The sequence below is a fragment of the Agrobacterium sp. 16-172Ci genome (genome assembly GCF_053522725.1).
The window spans coordinates 79,213-95,507 of record NZ_JBNWBW010000018.1; the positions used below are offsets into that span (position 1 = coordinate 79,213).

Genomic DNA, 16,295 nt, shown 5'->3' on the forward strand with positions numbered 1-16,295 from the left:
GTTGGCCTATAGGCATTTCGCGCTACCGGCTCCGTCGTCGGCCACCTGCCGGCAGATTGCCCGAAACGGCGCTCTGTCCGCAGGGAGCCATTCGATTGCTTGCTCGCTGCACGGCAGGTATTTTAGAAGGCTGCCTTCAAGCAGCGTCCGAATTCCATAGAAAATGACGAGATGCCTGGCTGAAACATGAAGGAACAGACCTTTGTCCACCGGCCGGATGATCACCCGTCCGTCACCGAAGTCCAGCAACCTGTCGGGACCTGCGGACACGATGGACCGGCAGAAATCCTGGACCCTCGCGCAAACCTTTTCGGCTACGCATTGTGCATGCGCGACAGCGACGAAGGCCTCGGCAATATGTTTGTACATTTGATCTCCAATTTAGCCCCAACGGCCCGGCCTGCTGTGCGTCGGCAACCCACCGTGGTGGAAAACGCTTCAGTTCACGCCAATATCGCTGCGAACATTCCGGCTTCAGTTCTCGTGAAGCGCGGGCGTCTGTAGAGCGGTTCGACGACATGGATCTTGCTGCGCATCTGCTCGAGAACGCGCGGTGACACCTCGAAGGCGCCGCAGCATACCGGAAATCTGCCAAACCCTTCGGCGCGGCCGAGTTCGTCGAATTCGGCGCCTGCCCGCTGATAGATCCGCTTCATGTGCGGTTCGTAGTTAGAGATCAACATATCGATACCATTGTCCAGAGCGACTTCGCAGAGGGCGAGCAACAGCAGCGAAAAGGCTCGTTCCGGCCGCATGTCGGGAAACGCGTGCCCGACAGCCCCATCATCGATGCACATCCGCGTGCCTTCCCATATCCCGGGCGCGATGAGATCGCAGGCGTCGGGGAATGTATCGCGGAAAACGTCGTAGAGCAGCGTCGGACCCGTCGTTGGCATCAGCCGGACCGAACCGTATAGCCGTTCCCGTTCTTCGTCGCACCAGAGCAGATACGCGGGATGAAGATCGTCGTATCGGTCGCGCTCGCGTGGACCGGACACGGGGACAGCCCAGCCGAGTTGGTCGACGAAAACTTTTTTCCTCAGCCGGAACGACTGGTCGAGCAGGCTCCGATATTTGTGAAATTCATGCGCTTGAACAAGGAGATACATGTTGGCCTCCATCTGATGACGGAAGCAAGCATGCGGCTCCTTGCGTCCCCGAGAAATACTCGAAAATCAGCTCCCCGAATCCTGAGTATTGCCATACGGGTTTATTAGGCGAAGCTGAATCGCAAGAGCAGTCGCAGAGGTGGTCGATGCGGCCCCTAGCTTGGTCCGGGCGGTCGTCAGGTATCGTTGTGTGGTATGTTCGGACAGTCCCAGGATTTCGGCGATCTGCTCGTTGGTCTTGCCGAGCGCGCTCCAATGGAGGCACTCTTTTTCGCGTGGCCCGAGCCGTGGAACTGGATCATTCTTACCGTGCAGCTCGAAAACAGCCTTCTTGTGGATCAGGAAAGCGAGTTCCAGCCACTCGCTTCGATGCAGACTAATGCTCGCGCTCCATTCCGCCGGCCGCTTGTGAGAATTAAAAGACAGCAGGGCGCGACGCGACTTGTCGACGATGGGAATGGAGTAACCGCTTGCACCAACGCCGTGTTCCGCAGCATCGGCTAGAAATTCGTGGGCTGTTGCCGGGATTTCGACCTCGCGCCAGTCAAAAGGCATTTGCCGCATGACGCCGTCCCGGAGGATGGGATCGACTTTGGCGTATCCTCTGAGAAGATAGCGTGAAACCCAGAGAGTGGGATACGTGGTCCTTACAAAGGGTGTGTCAACGACATCGGCGATTGCCTGGGCTAGATGATAGGTGGAAAAGTCGATTCTATAGGCGTCACTGAGGGCGTGGAGAGCGCTCTCGACATCCGGCGCTGCGTTGATCTCGCGAAACGCGATTTGGAAAGGCGCTGATTGAGGGTCCGAATCCATTTTAAACTCCTTCAGGGGAAGGCAGGTGTTCGGCGCGCCTCCTGGTCCAATCGCTCACATGGAGGGTGGCCGCCGAACCTCCCATCGACAGAGATGCCGTGGGACGGAGATGGATAGTGTCATGTTATTGTATAACATATCGCATAATCTATCTTATGGAACTTTTGGTGGTCCAGTTGCAATTTGATCAGGCGGAGAAACCGAAGGATTAACTCCGCAGGTTCCATGTTGATCGGGTCACAGAACGGGTCCAAGACCACGCATGAGCACGCCGCTATCAATTTTTCTGGTGCTCTGCACTTCCTCAGGAGTGCCGCCATTCGCCGCCGAGCGGTATCCCGCCTCAACAACCGCGAATGCATGCTCGGCATCTCGCAAAGCTGCGATGGGAGGTCGACCGGCCCGAAGATCTGCCCAGCATTGCCTTAGAAAGGTCGAGTAGTAGGCGTCCGTATTGTATTCCACCGTTTCGGAGCGCCCCTGCTGCTGATCGCGCGATTTCCTGTAGAACTGGTCCGAAAATCCTCGGACATACGAATTTCCGTGCGAGATTGAAAACGAGAAGTCGCGCTGATCCTCTGCCGTCGATGGATATAGATACCCCGTCTCAATTACGCCGATCTGACCCGCGGCGGTGCGGCATGTGAAAATCGCCTGCTCCTCAACCGTCACATCAGGTCGATAGGTCTGCATTTGAGCAGAAACCTGTGTGATGGGGCTGTTTGTCAATGATGAAATCAGGTCGATGAAGTGAACCCCAACATTCAGCGTGGATCCACCACCGGCAAACTGTTTGTCGAGCATCCAACTGCACCCTCCCCGCTCATATCGAGCGACAGGCCCAACAATGAATCGAAATGAGAGATGCTGATAATCGTCGTGGGAAAAACCTTCTGACACTGACAGGCGGCTCGCGAGGTCGCTCACTCGCAGGATGAACGGGACACTGACATAGACGCCACGCTCTTCCGATAGATGGCGTATTCGGCTGACTTCCTGAAGATTAACACCGCACGGCTTTTCAATAAGGAACGGTATGCTGCGCAAGATCAATCGCTCGGCCAACTCCGCCATATCTGAGTGTCGGCTAAAGACCAAAGCAAAGTCGAAATCCTCTTTGAGAAGATCTTCGTTCGACGCAAATAACTTCGTGTTCAGCTGACTGGAGAATTTTTGTCCTGCATACGATGCGGTGTCGGATATACCAATCACCTCTATTCCCGAATCCTGCAGCGCGGACAAATATAAAGGAAAGTGCCAATGGCTGACGTCGAATATCGCAATTCTCATACTTTCCTCCGCAGTTTGATTCGTTAACCAGAATCATTTCTCAGCCGTTGATGCGGTGCCCGCTAAAGATCGTTGCGCTTTGCACTTCGTAACAATTTAAGAAGTGCGTGGGCAGTATTCACGTCCCTAGCCGGCTGGTCAGATCCACAGACCGCGGGGACTGAAAAGTTGCGGCCGCACCGCTGATGTGTTAATAGAATTGTATTCCGGCAAACAACTATCGTGGTATCATGCGACTTGTCAAATCCCTCATCGACCGCTGCTTTGATCTCATCACACTTCTCAGTGAAAACGCCAGCGGGTTGTCGCTTGGGGAGATCAGTCGGCGATTAGACGTTCCAAAAAGCGCGGCTCATCGCCTGCTTACAAATTTGTGCGAGCTGGGTTGGGCTGAACAGGTTCCTGATAGTGGTTACTATCGCCTGTCACTGAGACTGGCGGTTGTTGGCCAACGTCTCCTTGCAGGCACAAAGATCCCCGATATCTGTCAGCCAATCCTTGATCGCTTGGCAGACACGACGAAGGGCCTAGGCAGAATTGCTATTATTGATCCGGACGGCCTAACGTGGATTGCCCATTCGCAAGGGGTTCGCTCAGGTTTGATATATCAGCCTGAACTGGTGGCAAAGGTGCCGCTTCACACGACAGCAAACGGCAAGGCGTGGCTGGCGACACTTGACCGTGACGAGGCTTTGGCTCGCGCTGTGGCCAGCGGTCTCGGGCGTACAGACATCGGAGGCCCCCGGGCCATCACGACCAAGCAGACATTCTCGGCAGCCCTTGATGAAACGCAAGAACAGGGCTGGGCAAGTGCCATTGAGGAAGCCGAGCCAGGCGTTGCCGCTATTGCGGCTGTTATAAAGGTCAGCGGGCAGGTTGTCGGTACCGTCAGTGTTGCTGGTCCAATTCACCGGTTTTCGCCGGTCGTGGTCCCAGAAGTCGCAGAGCAGGTAAAGGCAGCGGCGCAGGAGCTTTCCGAACTGTGGCCTTATCGGGTGACACTTCCTGGTCATCAGGCACCGATAGCTACCGTGGCAAAAGGTATGAAAAAAACCGTTTAAGCCAACAACGTAACTTCGAGTTTCTCTAACGGCGAAGGCGCAGCTTGACACCCGCAAACGTTAATGGAATAACGTTCCGATAAGAGCGACTAGCAATCGCGGTCCAGGAGGGGCCGTCTTTACGGCCATGGGAGGTTCGAGTGGCAAATGTTGAGCTTAAATCAGTGCGCAAGGCGTATGGCGCGGTAAAGGTGCTTCACGGCGTCTCCGTCAACATCGACGAAGGTGAATTCGTCACACTAGTAGGGCCGTCGGGCTGCGGAAAATCGACCCTTCTGCGCATGATAGCTGGACTGGAGGGTATTACCGGCGGCGAGATTCAGATTGGTGGACGCACGGTCAACAATATTCCGCCGAAAGAGCGCGACATAGCCATGGTTTTTCAGAACTACGCGCTCTATCCTCATATGAGCGTCGCTGAAAACATGGGCTTTTCCCTGAAGCTAAAGAAGGCCTCCAAAGAAGAGCGTGAAACGCGCGTCAAGCGCGCTGCAGAAATTCTCAGCCTTACCAAACTTCTCGACCGATATCCTCGCGAACTTTCGGGCGGTCAGCGGCAGCGTGTGGCCATGGGCCGTGCAATTGTCAGAAACCCGCAGGTTTTCCTCTTCGATGAACCGCTTTCAAACCTGGATGCCAAGCTTCGGGTTCAGATGCGTGCAGAGATCAAGGAACTCCATCAGCGTCTGAAGACCACGACCGTCTATGTGACGCACGATCAGGTGGAAGCGATGACGATGGCCGACAAGATCGTTGTCATGCATGACGGATACGTCGAACAGGTCGGCGCGCCTCTTGATCTCTATGACAAGCCCGACAACATGTTCGTTGCCGGCTTTATCGGTTCGCCCGCGATGAACTTCCTCAAAGGCCGGGTCGAGCAAAGTCGCTTCGTCCTGGAAGACGGGTCTTCGCTGCCTCTGCCCGATGGCTTCGACCAATCGCCCGAAGAGAGCGTCATATACGGCGTGCGACCGGAACATCTCACCTTGAGCGACAGTGATGGCTTGGCCGTCACGGTCGCCGTTGTGGAGCCGACAGGCTCGGAAACGCAGATTATCGCCCGCCACGGCTCCCAGAGCATCGTGTGCATTTTCCGGGATCGAACTCTTCCGAAGGCGGGTGAAACCATCCGGGTGATTCCGGAACTCTCCCGCATCCATCTTTTTAGGGAAAGCGACGGGAAACGCATTTCCTGACCAACTGATAACGACAGCTGGAGCAGGACGTATCCGCACATCGTCGCTAGGAACGGAAGAAAATGTCGACACCACCCATTCAAGCCGCTGCCAACCCGGTTGCAGCAAAGATCACGAGCCAGGAACCCGAGGCCAACGAAGAGGCGCGCTTGACGTGGGCGCCATATCTCTGGTTTGCGCCCGCCGTTCTGATCCTTTTTCTCGTTACCCTCTATCCGACGGCCTTCGTTGCTTGGCTGAGCTTTCAAAAAACGAAGTACTACGAGTTGGCAGGCTTTGTCGGACTGGCAAATTACCAGGAGGTGCTGACGTCGCCCGAATTCTGGGACACAACGCTGATCTCGCTGATCTACGTTTTCGGCTCACTTGCAGGCGCCGTGATCCTCGGCATGGCAGCGGCCCTTTTACTCAACAATGCCGGCGTTACCGGTTCGGCCCTGCGTGTCTTCATTCTGTTCCCATGGACACTTTCCATGTCGGTGGTGGGGAGCATCTGGCTATGGCTTCTCAACCCATCTTTCGGCCCTATTCCCTACCTCATCCAAGCAACGGGATTCGATCCCGGCCTCATGCTGGGCGACCCGGGGCTGGCATTGCCGCTGATTACACTTGTCACGGCCTGGTGGTCATTTCCCTATGTCATGGTCATGGCCACAGCCGCGATGCAGTCGATCCCCAAGGAACTGTACGAGGCCGTGGAAATTGATGGTGGCGGTGCATTGGTCAAATTCCGTTATGTCACGCTGACACATATCATGCCGACCCTTGGTAGTGCGGCGCTGACCCTTTCGATCATCTACCTCACCCTTATGACGTTGATTATCGTGATGACGGGCGGCGGCCCTCTGGGATCGACCACCACGCTGAGTTTCGAGGCGTTCCGTGGCACGATCCAGGCTGTGAACATTGGCCCGACAGCTGTCGTTTCGATTGTCGTTCTTTTCTTAAATGTAGCGCTGGGTGCGCTTTACACACGCCTCACTGGCCGTGTCACCGGATAGGAGATCCCGAAGTATGAGTACCGCTCTAACCTCAGATCGTCCAGCCGGACGGGTTGCCGCGATAATAGGATCCCTGTTCATTGCACTCATCGTTCTTGGCCCGATTTTGTGGGCCTTGGCAACATCATTCAAGACGGAAGTCGAGGCCGTGGCCGTTCCGCCGACGCTGTTGCCAAATTCGGCGACGCTCGAGAACTACATCAAGGTCTTCCAGGATCAGTCATTTCTCCAGGATCTATGGAATTCTGTCGCGTATGCGGTTGGCGCCGTCGTCATCGCCCTTCTTGTCGGAATACCCGCCGGCTACGCTGCCGCGCGTTTCAATTTCGCCGGAAAACGAGCGCTGATGCTCGTCATTCTTGCAACCTCAATGGTGCCGGGCGTCGCCTTGCTGGTTCCGACCTATTATCTTCTCGACTCGGTCGGTCTCCTCAATAGCGGAATCGTCGTGACAATTATTCTCTCCGCGAGGATCATCCCGCAGACGGTGTGGTTCATTGCCAATTTCGTCGAGGCTGTTCCGGTCGAGATCGAAGAATCGGCTATCATGGATGGAGCCAACCGGTTCGATATCATCTGGAACCTCATCCTTCCGTTGATACGACCAGGCATTGCCGCCGTCGCGACAATCGGAATTGTCACCACCTGGAACGATTACATCACAGTTGCGGTCTTTGCGCCTGATGTGGCCAAACGAACGCTTCAGGTCGCTCTTGTTAATCAGGTCTTTGATGCGATCGGCATCTCCTGGTCCTACATGATGGCCTTTGTGATGATCGCATCCATGCCAGTCATCATCATGTTCGGCTTTATGCAGAAGTGGTTTATCTCCGGCCTCACCGCTGGCGCTGTCAAAGGCTGACCAAAAATCCATCAATCACACCAGGGAGGAATATCATGAAGGCCAAATCAAGAAGAGCTTTGCTCGGGGCGGCAGCGATGCTGAGCCTCAGTGCAGGTGTCTCAACGCTTTTTACACATACGGCTTACGCTCAGAGTAGGGAGATCATCTACTCGACGTTTCTCGATCCCAACAACGACAAGGATCCTCGAGCGGCGGCCCAGACAAAGATGATCCAGGCCTTTGAGACGAAGAATCCGGACATCAAGATAAAGCTGCTTGTTGACCCGACAGGCCAGTCCGTATCTCGCTCGATCAAGTCCGGAAGCCAGACGCCTGATGTTGTGCGCATTGTCGGCTTTGCAATCGCTGAATTCGCGTCCACAGGCAATCTCGTGGATCTGGGCGAGCTTGTAAAGAAAGATGGGATTCCAGAAGACGATTGGCTTCTCCCGCTCTCCAGCGCCAAGGTTGGCGACACTTTGTTTAGCCTTCCGCAGGACTTCCGCATTCCTATCCTGTTTTATCGCAAAGGTGCCCTTCAAAAAGCTAGCGTCACCCCACCAAAAACCTGGGATGAAGTCTGTGCCGCCGGCCCTAAATTCACCGAGGCAAATACCATTCCGTTTGCGGTCCCGCTTGGAGCAACGGGCGGCCTCGGGGGAGCGCAAGGGCTTGGTGAATTCTATCTGAGCTCAATGCTTCCGGGAAATGAAGGTCAATATTTTGGACCGGATGGGAAGATTGCTTTCTCGAAGGAGTCCTTCGTCCTCGCCGCAAAGACCATCAAAGAATTCTTCACGACATGCAAGGTTACGCCGATGCGAAGCGCCCAGATGGGGATCAACGAGGTTCATGATGGCATTCGGTCTGGAACGGCGGCGATGACGGTCTTCGGCCTATATCGTTTCAAGACCGTTCAACAGCAGGGCGGTGGAGACGATCTGGGCTGGGCCCCCGCTCCTGCCTTCTCGGATACCGACAAGCAGACGGTTTACAGCTATCACATTGCCATGAACAAGAAGTCCGAAAAGCAGGATGCCGCGTGGACCTTCATCAAGTTCATGGTCTCGCCCGAGGCGCAGGCCATTGCGGCCGAAGGCGGTGAAGTCGTGTCACGGAAATCGGCATACAGCGCGCCGTACTTCCAGAATGCGGCAGCTCAGAATCAGGTGCAGTGGGCGGATCTCATCAGCAAGCGCGGTCGCACTGTGGCTTACACGCCGATTTTGTCGACGTTTCACACGATTGTCGGCGAGGCTTTCCAGAGAATGATCCTGCGCGATGGATCGGCTGAAGACGCCTATGACGAAGTCGTCGAGCGTTATGATGCAGCCCTAAGCAAGGCGCAGTGATCGCCTGATTGTAAAACAGGCGGGGCGGAACCGGGAGCATTCTCCGTTCCGCCCCGCTTTTTTAGTTCACGAGGTGAGGGTGTTTGGCGACAACATTCTGAAAATAGGCGTAGTGGGAATTTTCGAGGCGCTATCCTGGGGATCGCGCCTCATGTCTTTCCAGCTCAACCCGCCGGCACGTCAATGACGTCCGAGCAGCCTGACCGCGTCGGTTACTTCATCTTCGAGGGATCGATGGTTTTGCCCGTCGTGGCCGAGTCAAAAATGGCGGCGGTTGCCTGAAGACTTCGCATCCCGTCTTCGCCACTTACGAGCGGCTCTTCCTCGCCCGTGATAACGCGTGTGAAATGCTGCAGTTGCAGGCGGTAAGCGTCGGTGGCGGCTTGCACCACACGGCCTTCGCGACTGATCGGCTGCGTCCATCCGGCTTCACCATCGACGCGGTAACGCCACAGGTGCAGGTCCGGGAACTCAAGTGATCCCTCTGTACCGAAGAAGCGATAGGAGTTTTCCCGACTGACGGGAAACAAGGGGTTTTCGCCCGAGTTTAAATCCCACGACCATGGCGACGGGCTGGCATCGCTGCCAATCAGCGTACCCAGTGCGCCGTTCTCAAAAGCGAGCAGGACGGCAACCGTGTCCTCAACCTCATGGCTTCGAGCCGAGGCTGTGGTTTTTGCCGTAACGCTGCTGATCTCTCCGCAGAGGAAACGGAGAAGATCGATATCGTGCACAAGGTTGGTCAGGATCGGACCAGCGCCGATGCGGCGGCGCCAGTCCGGTTCAAAATAGCTGACGGGCTTTAACAGGGCCCAAATCACATTGACTGCCAGCAGACGACCAAGTTCATGCGTGACGATCTTGCGGGCGTGCTGAACAATAGGATTGTGCCGTCGGTGGTGGCCCACCAGGATTTTTGCCCCGCTCGACTGCGCCGCCGCAATTAGTTCGTCGGCTTCGCCCGGCAACACGGTAATCGGCTTTTCAATGAGCACAGAGACTCCGTGAGAGATCGCGATCACGGCTATGTTGCGGTGAAGCTGTGTGGGGGCAGCGATGATGACCCCGTCCACCTTCTGCCGTTCCAGTAATGTTTCGATGGTTCGATAGTGGTTGACGCCCACATCCGCAGCGAAGGTCGCGGCATTATCCGCAGGATCGACGATGCCGACAAGATCGACGGTTGGCTCGTCTGCGCAAAAGAGGGCGTGGCGGCGCCCGATGGCACCCGTGCCAACGACGGCAATTCTGACGGCGGGACGCGCAACGCTGATACGACTAGGCATTTTGTGCCCCTGATGAGACGGCATCAGCCTTGCGACGGGCGATGCCGGGAATCCGGTCAAGAACCGAGAGCGTAAGACCGCCGTCGACCATGATGTTTTCGCCGGTGATATAGCGATTGTTCGGGTCGATCAGAAAATCAACGAGACGCGCGACATCGACAGGCGCGCCAATCCGCTTCAGAGGGACAATGGCCTCTCGTTGGCGCGTGATGTCATCGTCGTCGTATATCGAGCGCGTCATGGGTGTCATTATCATTCCGGGAGAAACGCTATTGACCCGAATGCCGTGCTCTCCCCATTCGAGCGCCATCTGCTTGCACAACATGATGAGCGCCGCCTTCGCGGCACTGTAAGCTCCCGTCTGGCGATGCGGATGAACGCCGGATTGCGATGAGATCGCGACATAGGCACCCTGGCTTTTCTTCAGATGCGGGAAGCCTTCCTTCGCAAGAAGCCAGCTGGCGCGGCAGGTTAAAGCGAACATGTCTTCCCAAACGTCGAGCGACATGTCTTCCAACGATGTCGGATCGACAGCGCCCGCGTTGGAAACAATCGCGTCGAGACCTTTGAACGCGTCCGTTGCTGCGCCGACGAAGTAGTCGGGCACGGCAGGATCGCGAAGGTCGCCCTCGAGGATCAGGACTTCGCAACCCTGATGCCGCAGTTCGTCTGCAAGTCTCACCACGGATTCGCGGCTCTTTCGAACGCACATTGCTATCGCTGAATTTGGCCTGTTGGCGATTTCGCGGCAAATCGTGCCCCCTATCCCCTCGCTCACCCCCGTCACGAGAACGCGCATGTCTACCTCCCTATCTGTTTTTGAATGCACACTAGATGGGCGTCGTCTTTGTTGCCAGACGCTGTGAGTGAGCTCACTCCTGAACTCCCGCCCTCATCCCGCAGTTTGCAATCCGATGCCTATGCTATCGGAACGATATTCCATAATTTACAGCCGCACCTAATCTGTCAAGGCTCGAAAGATGGCCATTTCCTCTTCGGGGCAGCGTTTTTCGCCCGGTTGACAAGCTTAGTTTGCTAGATAGAATGATGTTCCGATAGTGTTTCGGTTGAGACTTTGGGAGGTTTGGCCGGTGCAGCCATGGGTGGGGCACGCAGGCTCAAGTGAGGTCTTGCCGCACTGACGACGTATCATCTGACGAGGCGCCCTGGCGCACGACAGCGAACAAGTGCAACAGGGAGGAAACCATGCACGAGAATTTCAAACTTTCACGCCGTTCACTTTTAGGCGGGATCGCTGCTGCATCCGTGGTCGCCGGGGTCGGAAGTCGCAAGGCATCGGCCCAGTCGGGCTCCACAACCGAGGTGAGTTACAACGGCTTTCTCGATCCGGCAAACGCCAAGGATCCACGCGCAGCCGCGCAAAACCGCATGATCGAAGCATTCGAGAAAGCAAACCCATCCATCAAGATCAAGGTCGTCGTGGATCCGTCGGGCGCAAATGGCATCCGCGCTGCGCGCGCGCGTGCCGGTGCGCCGGATGTCATACGCGTCACAAATTTTCAACAGCCCGAATATTCATCTACCGGCTCAATCTTGCCTATTGACGAACTCGTGGCGCGCGATGGGGTTGATACGAACGATTGGCTCATCCCGTTGGAGCAGACGAAGGTCAACGGACAATTATGGGGTTTGCAGCAGGATTTTCGCATTCCAATCCTCATCTACCGCAAGAGCCGGTTTGCAGAAGCTCAGATCTCTTCTACTCCGGGCACCTATGAGGAAGTCGGTGGCTTGGGAGCGAAACTTACAAAAGGAGCAACGATCGGGTACGCTGTCCCGCTTGGCATCACGGGCGGTATAGGCGGCGCACAGGCATTCAACGAGTTCATCACCAGCTCGATCCTTGCCGGTAATGACGGCCCCCTATTCGCTCCCGATGGACGAAACATCGCTTTTGCTGATGATCGGCTTCTGCTGGCGGCATCGACAGTGTCCGATCTCTTTGCAAAAAAGGCCTCCACGCCTGTCAGTTTGCAATACGGATACAATGAGTTGCAGGACGGTCTGCGGTCTGGAACGGTCGCCTCCGCATCGTTTGGGCTTTACCGATACAAGGGAATCGAAAAGGCGATCGCCGACAACGATCTCGCCTGGGCTCCGGCGCCCACTATTGCGCGAAACGACAAGCTTACCGCTTATGGCTTTCAGTTGAGCATCAATGCGAACTCGCCGAACAAGGAGGCTGCGTGGGAGTTCGTGAAATTCATGGCAAGTCCTGAAGCGCAAGCTCTCGCTGCGCGTGGCGGAGAGGTTGTCGCGCGGGCGAGTGTTTACAAAGACCCTTATTTCTCGACGCCTGAAGCCGCGGACCAACTGGGCTGGAAAAACCTCGTGCAGGAGCGCGGACGCCTGGTCACTTACTCTGTCATTCAATCTATCTTCAATCAGATTGCCGGCGAGGAATTCCAGCGCATGATCCTGCGCGGCAGCACGCCTGAAAGCGTCGTTTCGCAGGTCAAATCCCGCTACGCCGAGGCTCTTTCGAAATCTTGAGCGGTCAGGAGCCGCCTCTCGCAATTGGGATGCGGTGCAACCACAACCGCACTTAACGAAAACAGCAACGATCCCAAAGCAGCTTGCTTCGCGTTCATCAATGTCGATTGAACCGAGTTTGGCGCAGGAGACACAGCCATGAGGTATCGATATCTAGGCCGGACCGGGGTCCAGGTCAGCGAGTATATGCTCGGAACCATGAGTTACGGATCGGACGGCAACGCCGACGAAGGCGAATGCGTCGATATCGTGCATCGGGCCCTCGACCGGGGGATCAACTTCATCGATACTGCTGACACGTATTCCCACGGGGAAGCCGAGAGCATTGTCGGCAAGGCGATTTCAGGACGGCGTGACAAGGTCGTACTGGCGACGAAGTTCAGGCTTCCGGCGGGCGACGGCCCTAACGAACAAGGTGGATCGCGCTACTGGATAATGAAGCAGGTCGAAAACAGCCTGCGGCGGTTGAAGACAGACCACATTGATCTCTATCAGATGCACCGTCCGGATCTTCAAACCGATATCGAAGAGACGCTGGGCGCATTGAGTGATCTCGTGACCCAGGGCAAGGTTCGTTACATCGGATGTTCTACAGCACCCGCGTGGTATATTGCTGAAACCCAGGCTGTCAGTTGTCTGCAAAAGCTCTCCCGGTTTGTCAACGAGACATCTCCCTATTCGATTTTTCAGCGCGCTGTTGAGCGCGAGACATTGCCGGCCGCTCAACACTACCGGATGGGTTTTACGGCATGGAGCCCTCTGAACGGTGGGTGGCTGACGGGCAAATATTCTGCCGGCGCCATGCCGGCCGGTTCGCGCGCGGACCGCGTCCAAGGCCAATGGGGAAAGCACTACCCCATTTTGCAATCGCGCTTCGACATGCAGCGCGCCGGCAATCGCCGAAAGCTGGAATTACTTCCGGAGCTTGAGGCCATCGCCCGACAGGCAGGACTTTCCCTCATGCACATGGCTCAGGCGTTCCCACTTGCACACACCGCCGTCACTTCCGTCATTCTCGGACCCCGCACGATGGAGCAATTCGACGGAATGGAGGCGGGGTTCGAGGCGAAGCTGGACAATTTGACACTCGACCAGATCGACGCGCTCCTTCCACCCGGTGGGCTGATCGAAGAGGCAGATCGTGGCTATGTCTCGCCGTGGCTGGCTCCCGAGATTCGTCGGCATGCTGGCACGGGGTCCGGCAAGGCCGCCTAGCGTCCGAAGGGACCCCGTCCTTTGCTACCCTACAGCAAACAGGTTTCATCCTCTTTAAAGAGTGCGGCATACGCAGGACGCGAAATCACTTTCGGCCGAACTTTACGGTTCCGCCGAAAGCACAAAATCGAACGCTGTTTCCGGACCGAACGTGATAACGATTTCACCTGGTTTTTTAATTTCGATAGCCCCGCAAAGACTTCCCGTCGTGAAGACCGAACCTGCGAGCAGCGATGCTGAAGGCCTCGAGCGGTCATTAGCATAGCCAAGAAGCCATGTGAGAACGTCGCCGGCTGGATGTTGCGCAACGCCGTCATGAAGCGTTGCTCTGTCCAGCGACACCGCGAGTGGCATTCCCCCAAAAGGATCAAGCGTCGAGGCCGGAAGCCTTGGACCGATCACATAGCCCATGTTCCCAAGTCGATCAGCCAGAAACAGAGGATAGGATATCCTTGCGCCTTCTTCGACTGCAGACCAGACCAGTTCGGCACCGAGGTAAATCTCCGAGATTGCGTCTGCAAGGCCGCTTCGGGAATAGGCACCATTTGACAAAACTGGTAGATTTTTACCCAGCTTTACGGCGATTTCGACTTCGAGTTTTATGCCTTGTCGCCAGATAAGAGTTGGTTTCGGGCTACTGCGGACGAAGGGATGCAAGGGAGCGACCACGTGGTCATTGCTCGGCGAGCTCGCAACCTTCCAGGCACGACTGTCGATATTCTCCAGTTCAGAAACAACGCCTTGAATCTCCATCGCACTCTCACGATCGGCCGGGAGTGTCTGGAATTGCGTTGTTGGAAGTTGCTTTCCCTCGCTTCGAAGTCTGACGAGTGTTTGAGCTAGGTTATTTGTATCCATCATTTGATATGAATCGCTCATGGCGTTTCCTTGTTTCTGATGCCGTGAAAGAAGTTGAAGTAGAATTGCAATCCGTCAGCCTTGCGACGCTAAGATTATCACTCAGTGGGAAAAGGCTGCGAAAAACAGGGAACCAGATACGATAGCAAGCCATATGGATGCAGCACGCTGGACGATAGCAAAGCGAACATTTGTGCCAACTTGTGATCGGGTGAGCCTTCCAAGGGAGCACCAGACCACGGTCACGCCAGATGCGGCAGCGCAGAAAAACGCCAGTTTCAGTAGAAACTGGCCATCGGTCGGTGGTGGCAGAAGCACAAAAGCGACGATAAGCGCCTTTGGATTAAGCGCTGTCGTAGCGAAGACCCGCTTTGCGGACACCTCCATATCGCTGATGATGCCGGATCCTGACTTCCACAGACTGATCGCCAGATACATAACCCAGGCGGAAGCAGTCAATTCAGGACATTCGTGGCGGAAGGCAGGCTCTTGATTATCATTGCACCGAACCAGGCTGCCGGCAGGATCATCGTCAGATAGCCCAGGAGTTCCGCTGGCAAAAGAAACCGAAGGCTGCGATGACCGCTTTGCGCGCCGGCAAGTGCGACAAGGGTGTTGGTGGGGCCTGGCGCAAGAAGGAGCGCGACGACTGCAAAGAGAAAGACTGGATAAGTCATGCGGCCCTTCCGGCGAAATTTTGAAGCGATACACCAACTCTGACAAAAGCTCCGGGCGCAATGACACACAGACGTCTCATTGCAGCTTTTCGAGCCATGTGTCGGTTTCGTTGGCATGGGGGATACTGGATTGGCTACCGGCGCGGCTACAGGCAAGTCCTGCTGCCGTCGCTGCACGGGTCATGGCGTCCTTTAAGGAAAGCCCGCGATCGAGCGCCGACGCCAGGACGCCGACGAAACAATCTCCCGCCGCAGTCGTATCCTTCGCTTCGATCGACAAGGCCGGAATTTTGATAATCTCTCCGCCAACGCTTGCTTCAGCCCCGTCACCGCCGAGCGTCTTCAGGACGCCTGTTTCAAGCTTGAGCGACAGGTCCATTGCAGATGAACCGGTGTCCAGCCAGCCCGCAAGCGCTTCTGCCTCGTCCTCGTTCACCACAATAAGATCGCAAAGCGACAGGACCTCTTTTTCGAGATGAATGGCCGGAGCCAGATTGAGAATGGACATGGCATTTGTAACGCTCAGGCGTCGAATGAGCTTCTCGATCTCGGCGGGGTCGTTTTCCATCTGCATGAGGACAATGCGCGCTTCCTGAACGAGGGCGTCGTCCACCTCATCGGAGGAAGCAACGAGATTGGCACCGGAGGCGACCGCAATCATGTTCCGGCCATGGCTGTCGATCAGGATCGAAGCACAGCCCGTCGGTTCGGTCACACGGAGCACGCGGCTGAGATCCACGGTGTCCTTCAAATTCTTCAGCGCGACATCGGCAAGGGCATCATGGCCCACCGCTCCGACCATCACAACGTTTGCGCCATCGCGCGCCGCCGCAATGGCCTGGTTTGCCCCTTTGCCGCCCGCTTCTGTGCGAAATTGATCGGCCAGAAGCGTCTGGCCAGGCTGCGGCATCTCCCTGACCGAAAAAACCAGATCGGCATTGATGGAGCCAAACGTGACAATCACGAAAAATCCTTCCTGAGATGACGCTGATGCGGGTCGTGAATGCGTGCCCGGAAATAGAGAGAGGATACACAGGACCAGAATTTCGCCGCCATCTTACGGCAGGCAAAGT

General features: G+C 56.0%; 17 protein-coding genes. 7 read left to right on the forward strand and 10 right to left on the reverse strand.

Going from position 1 to position 16,295, the window contains the following annotated elements; all coding sequences use genetic code 11:
• Window positions 1-6: 6 nt before the first annotated feature.
• From rctB to ACQZ40_RS16690, 4 genes are all read right to left on the reverse strand, one after another.
• A complete protein-coding gene (rctB, locus tag ACQZ40_RS16675) occupies window positions 7-369 on the reverse strand; it encodes an SMa0974 family conjugal transfer regulator (protein WP_142914054.1) in 363 nt (120 codons plus the stop codon).
• 74 nt (window positions 370-443) lie between these two features.
• Window positions 444-1,109 carry an acyl-homoserine-lactone synthase gene (locus ACQZ40_RS16680; protein ID WP_142914055.1) on the reverse strand — a complete coding sequence of 222 codons (666 nt, stop codon included), beginning with the start codon at window positions 1,107-1,109 and terminating at the stop codon, window positions 444-446.
• Between the two features lie 66 nt (window positions 1,110-1,175).
• A complete protein-coding gene (locus tag ACQZ40_RS16685; RefSeq protein ID WP_142914056.1) occupies window positions 1,176-1,925 on the reverse strand; it encodes a LuxR family transcriptional regulator in 750 nt (249 codons plus the stop codon).
• A gap of 237 nt (window positions 1,926-2,162) precedes the next feature.
• Window positions 2,163-3,215, reverse strand: a complete 1,053-nt coding sequence (locus ACQZ40_RS16690; RefSeq protein WP_142914057.1) for a Gfo/Idh/MocA family protein — start codon at window positions 3,213-3,215, stop codon at window positions 2,163-2,165.
• A gap of 230 nt (window positions 3,216-3,445) precedes the next feature.
• Between ACQZ40_RS16690 and ACQZ40_RS16695 the strand changes: the two genes are divergently transcribed.
• The 5 genes from ACQZ40_RS16695 to ACQZ40_RS16715 all read left to right on the forward strand — a co-directional run bounded on the left by ACQZ40_RS16695 (window position 3,446) and on the right by ACQZ40_RS16715 (window position 8,672).
• A complete protein-coding gene (locus tag ACQZ40_RS16695; RefSeq protein ID WP_142914058.1) occupies window positions 3,446-4,276 on the forward strand; it encodes an IclR family transcriptional regulator in 831 nt (276 codons plus the stop codon).
• A 140-nt stretch (window positions 4,277-4,416) separates the two neighbouring features.
• Complete coding sequence (locus ACQZ40_RS16700; protein WP_142914059.1) at window positions 4,417-5,475, forward strand: ABC transporter ATP-binding protein; 1,059 nt, start codon at window positions 4,417-4,419, stop codon at window positions 5,473-5,475.
• A gap of 62 nt (window positions 5,476-5,537) precedes the next feature.
• A complete protein-coding gene (locus ACQZ40_RS16705; protein WP_065658870.1) occupies window positions 5,538-6,476 on the forward strand; it encodes a carbohydrate ABC transporter permease in 939 nt (312 codons plus the stop codon).
• A gap of 13 nt (window positions 6,477-6,489) precedes the next feature.
• Window positions 6,490-7,338 carry a carbohydrate ABC transporter permease gene (locus ACQZ40_RS16710; protein ID WP_065658869.1) on the forward strand — a complete coding sequence of 283 codons (849 nt, stop codon included), beginning with the start codon at window positions 6,490-6,492 and terminating at the stop codon, window positions 7,336-7,338.
• A 35-nt stretch (window positions 7,339-7,373) separates the two neighbouring features.
• Window positions 7,374-8,672 carry an ABC transporter substrate-binding protein gene (locus ACQZ40_RS16715; RefSeq protein WP_142914060.1) on the forward strand — a complete coding sequence of 433 codons (1,299 nt, stop codon included), beginning with the start codon at window positions 7,374-7,376 and terminating at the stop codon, window positions 8,670-8,672.
• A 212-nt stretch (window positions 8,673-8,884) separates the two neighbouring features.
• On the opposite strand, the gene ACQZ40_RS16720 is transcribed toward ACQZ40_RS16715, so the two are convergent.
• Together ACQZ40_RS16720 and ACQZ40_RS16725 are read right to left on the reverse strand one after the other, a co-directional pair.
• Entirely contained in the window at window positions 8,885-9,958 is a 1,074-nt protein-coding gene (locus ACQZ40_RS16720) for a Gfo/Idh/MocA family protein (RefSeq protein WP_161596394.1), read from the reverse strand.
• Window positions 9,951-10,757: an SDR family NAD(P)-dependent oxidoreductase gene (locus tag ACQZ40_RS16725; protein WP_142914062.1), complete on the reverse strand. Its 807-nt coding sequence runs from the start codon at window positions 10,755-10,757 to the stop codon at window positions 9,951-9,953. The genes ACQZ40_RS16720 and ACQZ40_RS16725 overlap by 8 nt, the downstream gene beginning before the upstream one ends.
• Before the next feature lie 407 nt (window positions 10,758-11,164).
• Between ACQZ40_RS16725 and ACQZ40_RS16730 the strand changes: the two genes are divergently transcribed.
• A complete protein-coding gene (locus ACQZ40_RS16730; protein ID WP_142914063.1) occupies window positions 11,165-12,472 on the forward strand; it encodes an extracellular solute-binding protein in 1,308 nt (435 codons plus the stop codon).
• Between the two features lie 138 nt (window positions 12,473-12,610).
• Window positions 12,611-13,687 (forward strand): aldo/keto reductase, encoded by a 1,077-nt coding sequence (locus tag ACQZ40_RS16735; protein ID WP_142914064.1) that lies wholly within the window; start codon window positions 12,611-12,613, stop codon window positions 13,685-13,687.
• 102 nt (window positions 13,688-13,789) lie between these two features.
• Here ACQZ40_RS16735 and ACQZ40_RS16740 read toward each other — a convergent pair whose 3' ends face one another.
• From ACQZ40_RS16740 to ACQZ40_RS16755, 4 genes are all read right to left on the reverse strand, one after another.
• Window positions 13,790-14,566: a fumarylacetoacetate hydrolase family protein gene (locus ACQZ40_RS16740; protein WP_142914065.1), complete on the reverse strand. Its 777-nt coding sequence runs from the start codon at window positions 14,564-14,566 to the stop codon at window positions 13,790-13,792.
• An 81-nt stretch (window positions 14,567-14,647) separates the two neighbouring features.
• Window positions 14,648-15,004 (reverse strand): hypothetical protein, encoded by a 357-nt coding sequence (locus ACQZ40_RS16745; protein ID WP_204814869.1) that lies wholly within the window; start codon window positions 15,002-15,004, stop codon window positions 14,648-14,650.
• A complete protein-coding gene (locus ACQZ40_RS16750) occupies window positions 15,001-15,222 on the reverse strand; it encodes a hypothetical protein (RefSeq protein WP_204814871.1) in 222 nt (73 codons plus the stop codon). The genes ACQZ40_RS16745 and ACQZ40_RS16750 overlap by 4 nt, the downstream gene beginning before the upstream one ends.
• Before the next feature lie 76 nt (window positions 15,223-15,298).
• On the reverse strand, window positions 15,299-16,186 hold the full coding sequence (locus ACQZ40_RS16755; RefSeq protein ID WP_142914066.1) for a ribokinase: 888 nt from the start codon (window positions 16,184-16,186) through the stop codon (window positions 15,299-15,301).
• Window positions 16,187-16,295 lie beyond the last annotated feature (109 nt).

What these genes read in the sequence shown, in the direction of transcription:
- ACQZ40_RS16750 (WP_204814871.1), bottom strand. Translation starts at nt 15,222, where the DNA reads ATGACTTATCCAGTCTTTCTCTTTGCAGTCGTCGCGCTCCTTCTTGCG.
- ACQZ40_RS16690 (WP_142914057.1), bottom strand. Translation starts at nt 3,215, where the DNA reads ATGAGAATTGCGATATTCGACGTCAGCCATTGGCACTTTCCTTTATAT.
- ACQZ40_RS16695 (WP_142914058.1), top strand. Translation starts at nt 3,446, where the DNA reads ATGCGACTTGTCAAATCCCTCATCGACCGCTGCTTTGATCTCATCACA.
- ACQZ40_RS16685 (WP_142914056.1), bottom strand. Translation starts at nt 1,925, where the DNA reads ATGGATTCGGACCCTCAATCAGCGCCTTTCCAAATCGCGTTTCGCGAG.
- ACQZ40_RS16735 (WP_142914064.1), top strand. Translation starts at nt 12,611, where the DNA reads ATGAGGTATCGATATCTAGGCCGGACCGGGGTCCAGGTCAGCGAGTAT.
- ACQZ40_RS16730 (WP_142914063.1), top strand. Translation starts at nt 11,165, where the DNA reads ATGCACGAGAATTTCAAACTTTCACGCCGTTCACTTTTAGGCGGGATC.
- rctB (WP_142914054.1), bottom strand. Translation starts at nt 369, where the DNA reads ATGTACAAACATATTGCCGAGGCCTTCGTCGCTGTCGCGCATGCACAA.
- ACQZ40_RS16725 (WP_142914062.1), bottom strand. Translation starts at nt 10,757, where the DNA reads ATGCGCGTTCTCGTGACGGGGGTGAGCGAGGGGATAGGGGGCACGATT.
- ACQZ40_RS16715 (WP_142914060.1), top strand. Translation starts at nt 7,374, where the DNA reads ATGAAGGCCAAATCAAGAAGAGCTTTGCTCGGGGCGGCAGCGATGCTG.
- ACQZ40_RS16710 (WP_065658869.1), top strand. Translation starts at nt 6,490, where the DNA reads ATGAGTACCGCTCTAACCTCAGATCGTCCAGCCGGACGGGTTGCCGCG.
- ACQZ40_RS16740 (WP_142914065.1), bottom strand. Translation starts at nt 14,566, where the DNA reads ATGAGCGATTCATATCAAATGATGGATACAAATAACCTAGCTCAAACA.
- ACQZ40_RS16705 (WP_065658870.1), top strand. Translation starts at nt 5,538, where the DNA reads ATGTCGACACCACCCATTCAAGCCGCTGCCAACCCGGTTGCAGCAAAG.
- ACQZ40_RS16680 (WP_142914055.1), bottom strand. Translation starts at nt 1,109, where the DNA reads ATGTATCTCCTTGTTCAAGCGCATGAATTTCACAAATATCGGAGCCTG.
- ACQZ40_RS16720 (WP_161596394.1), bottom strand. Translation starts at nt 9,958, where the DNA reads ATGCCTAGTCGTATCAGCGTTGCGCGTCCCGCCGTCAGAATTGCCGTC.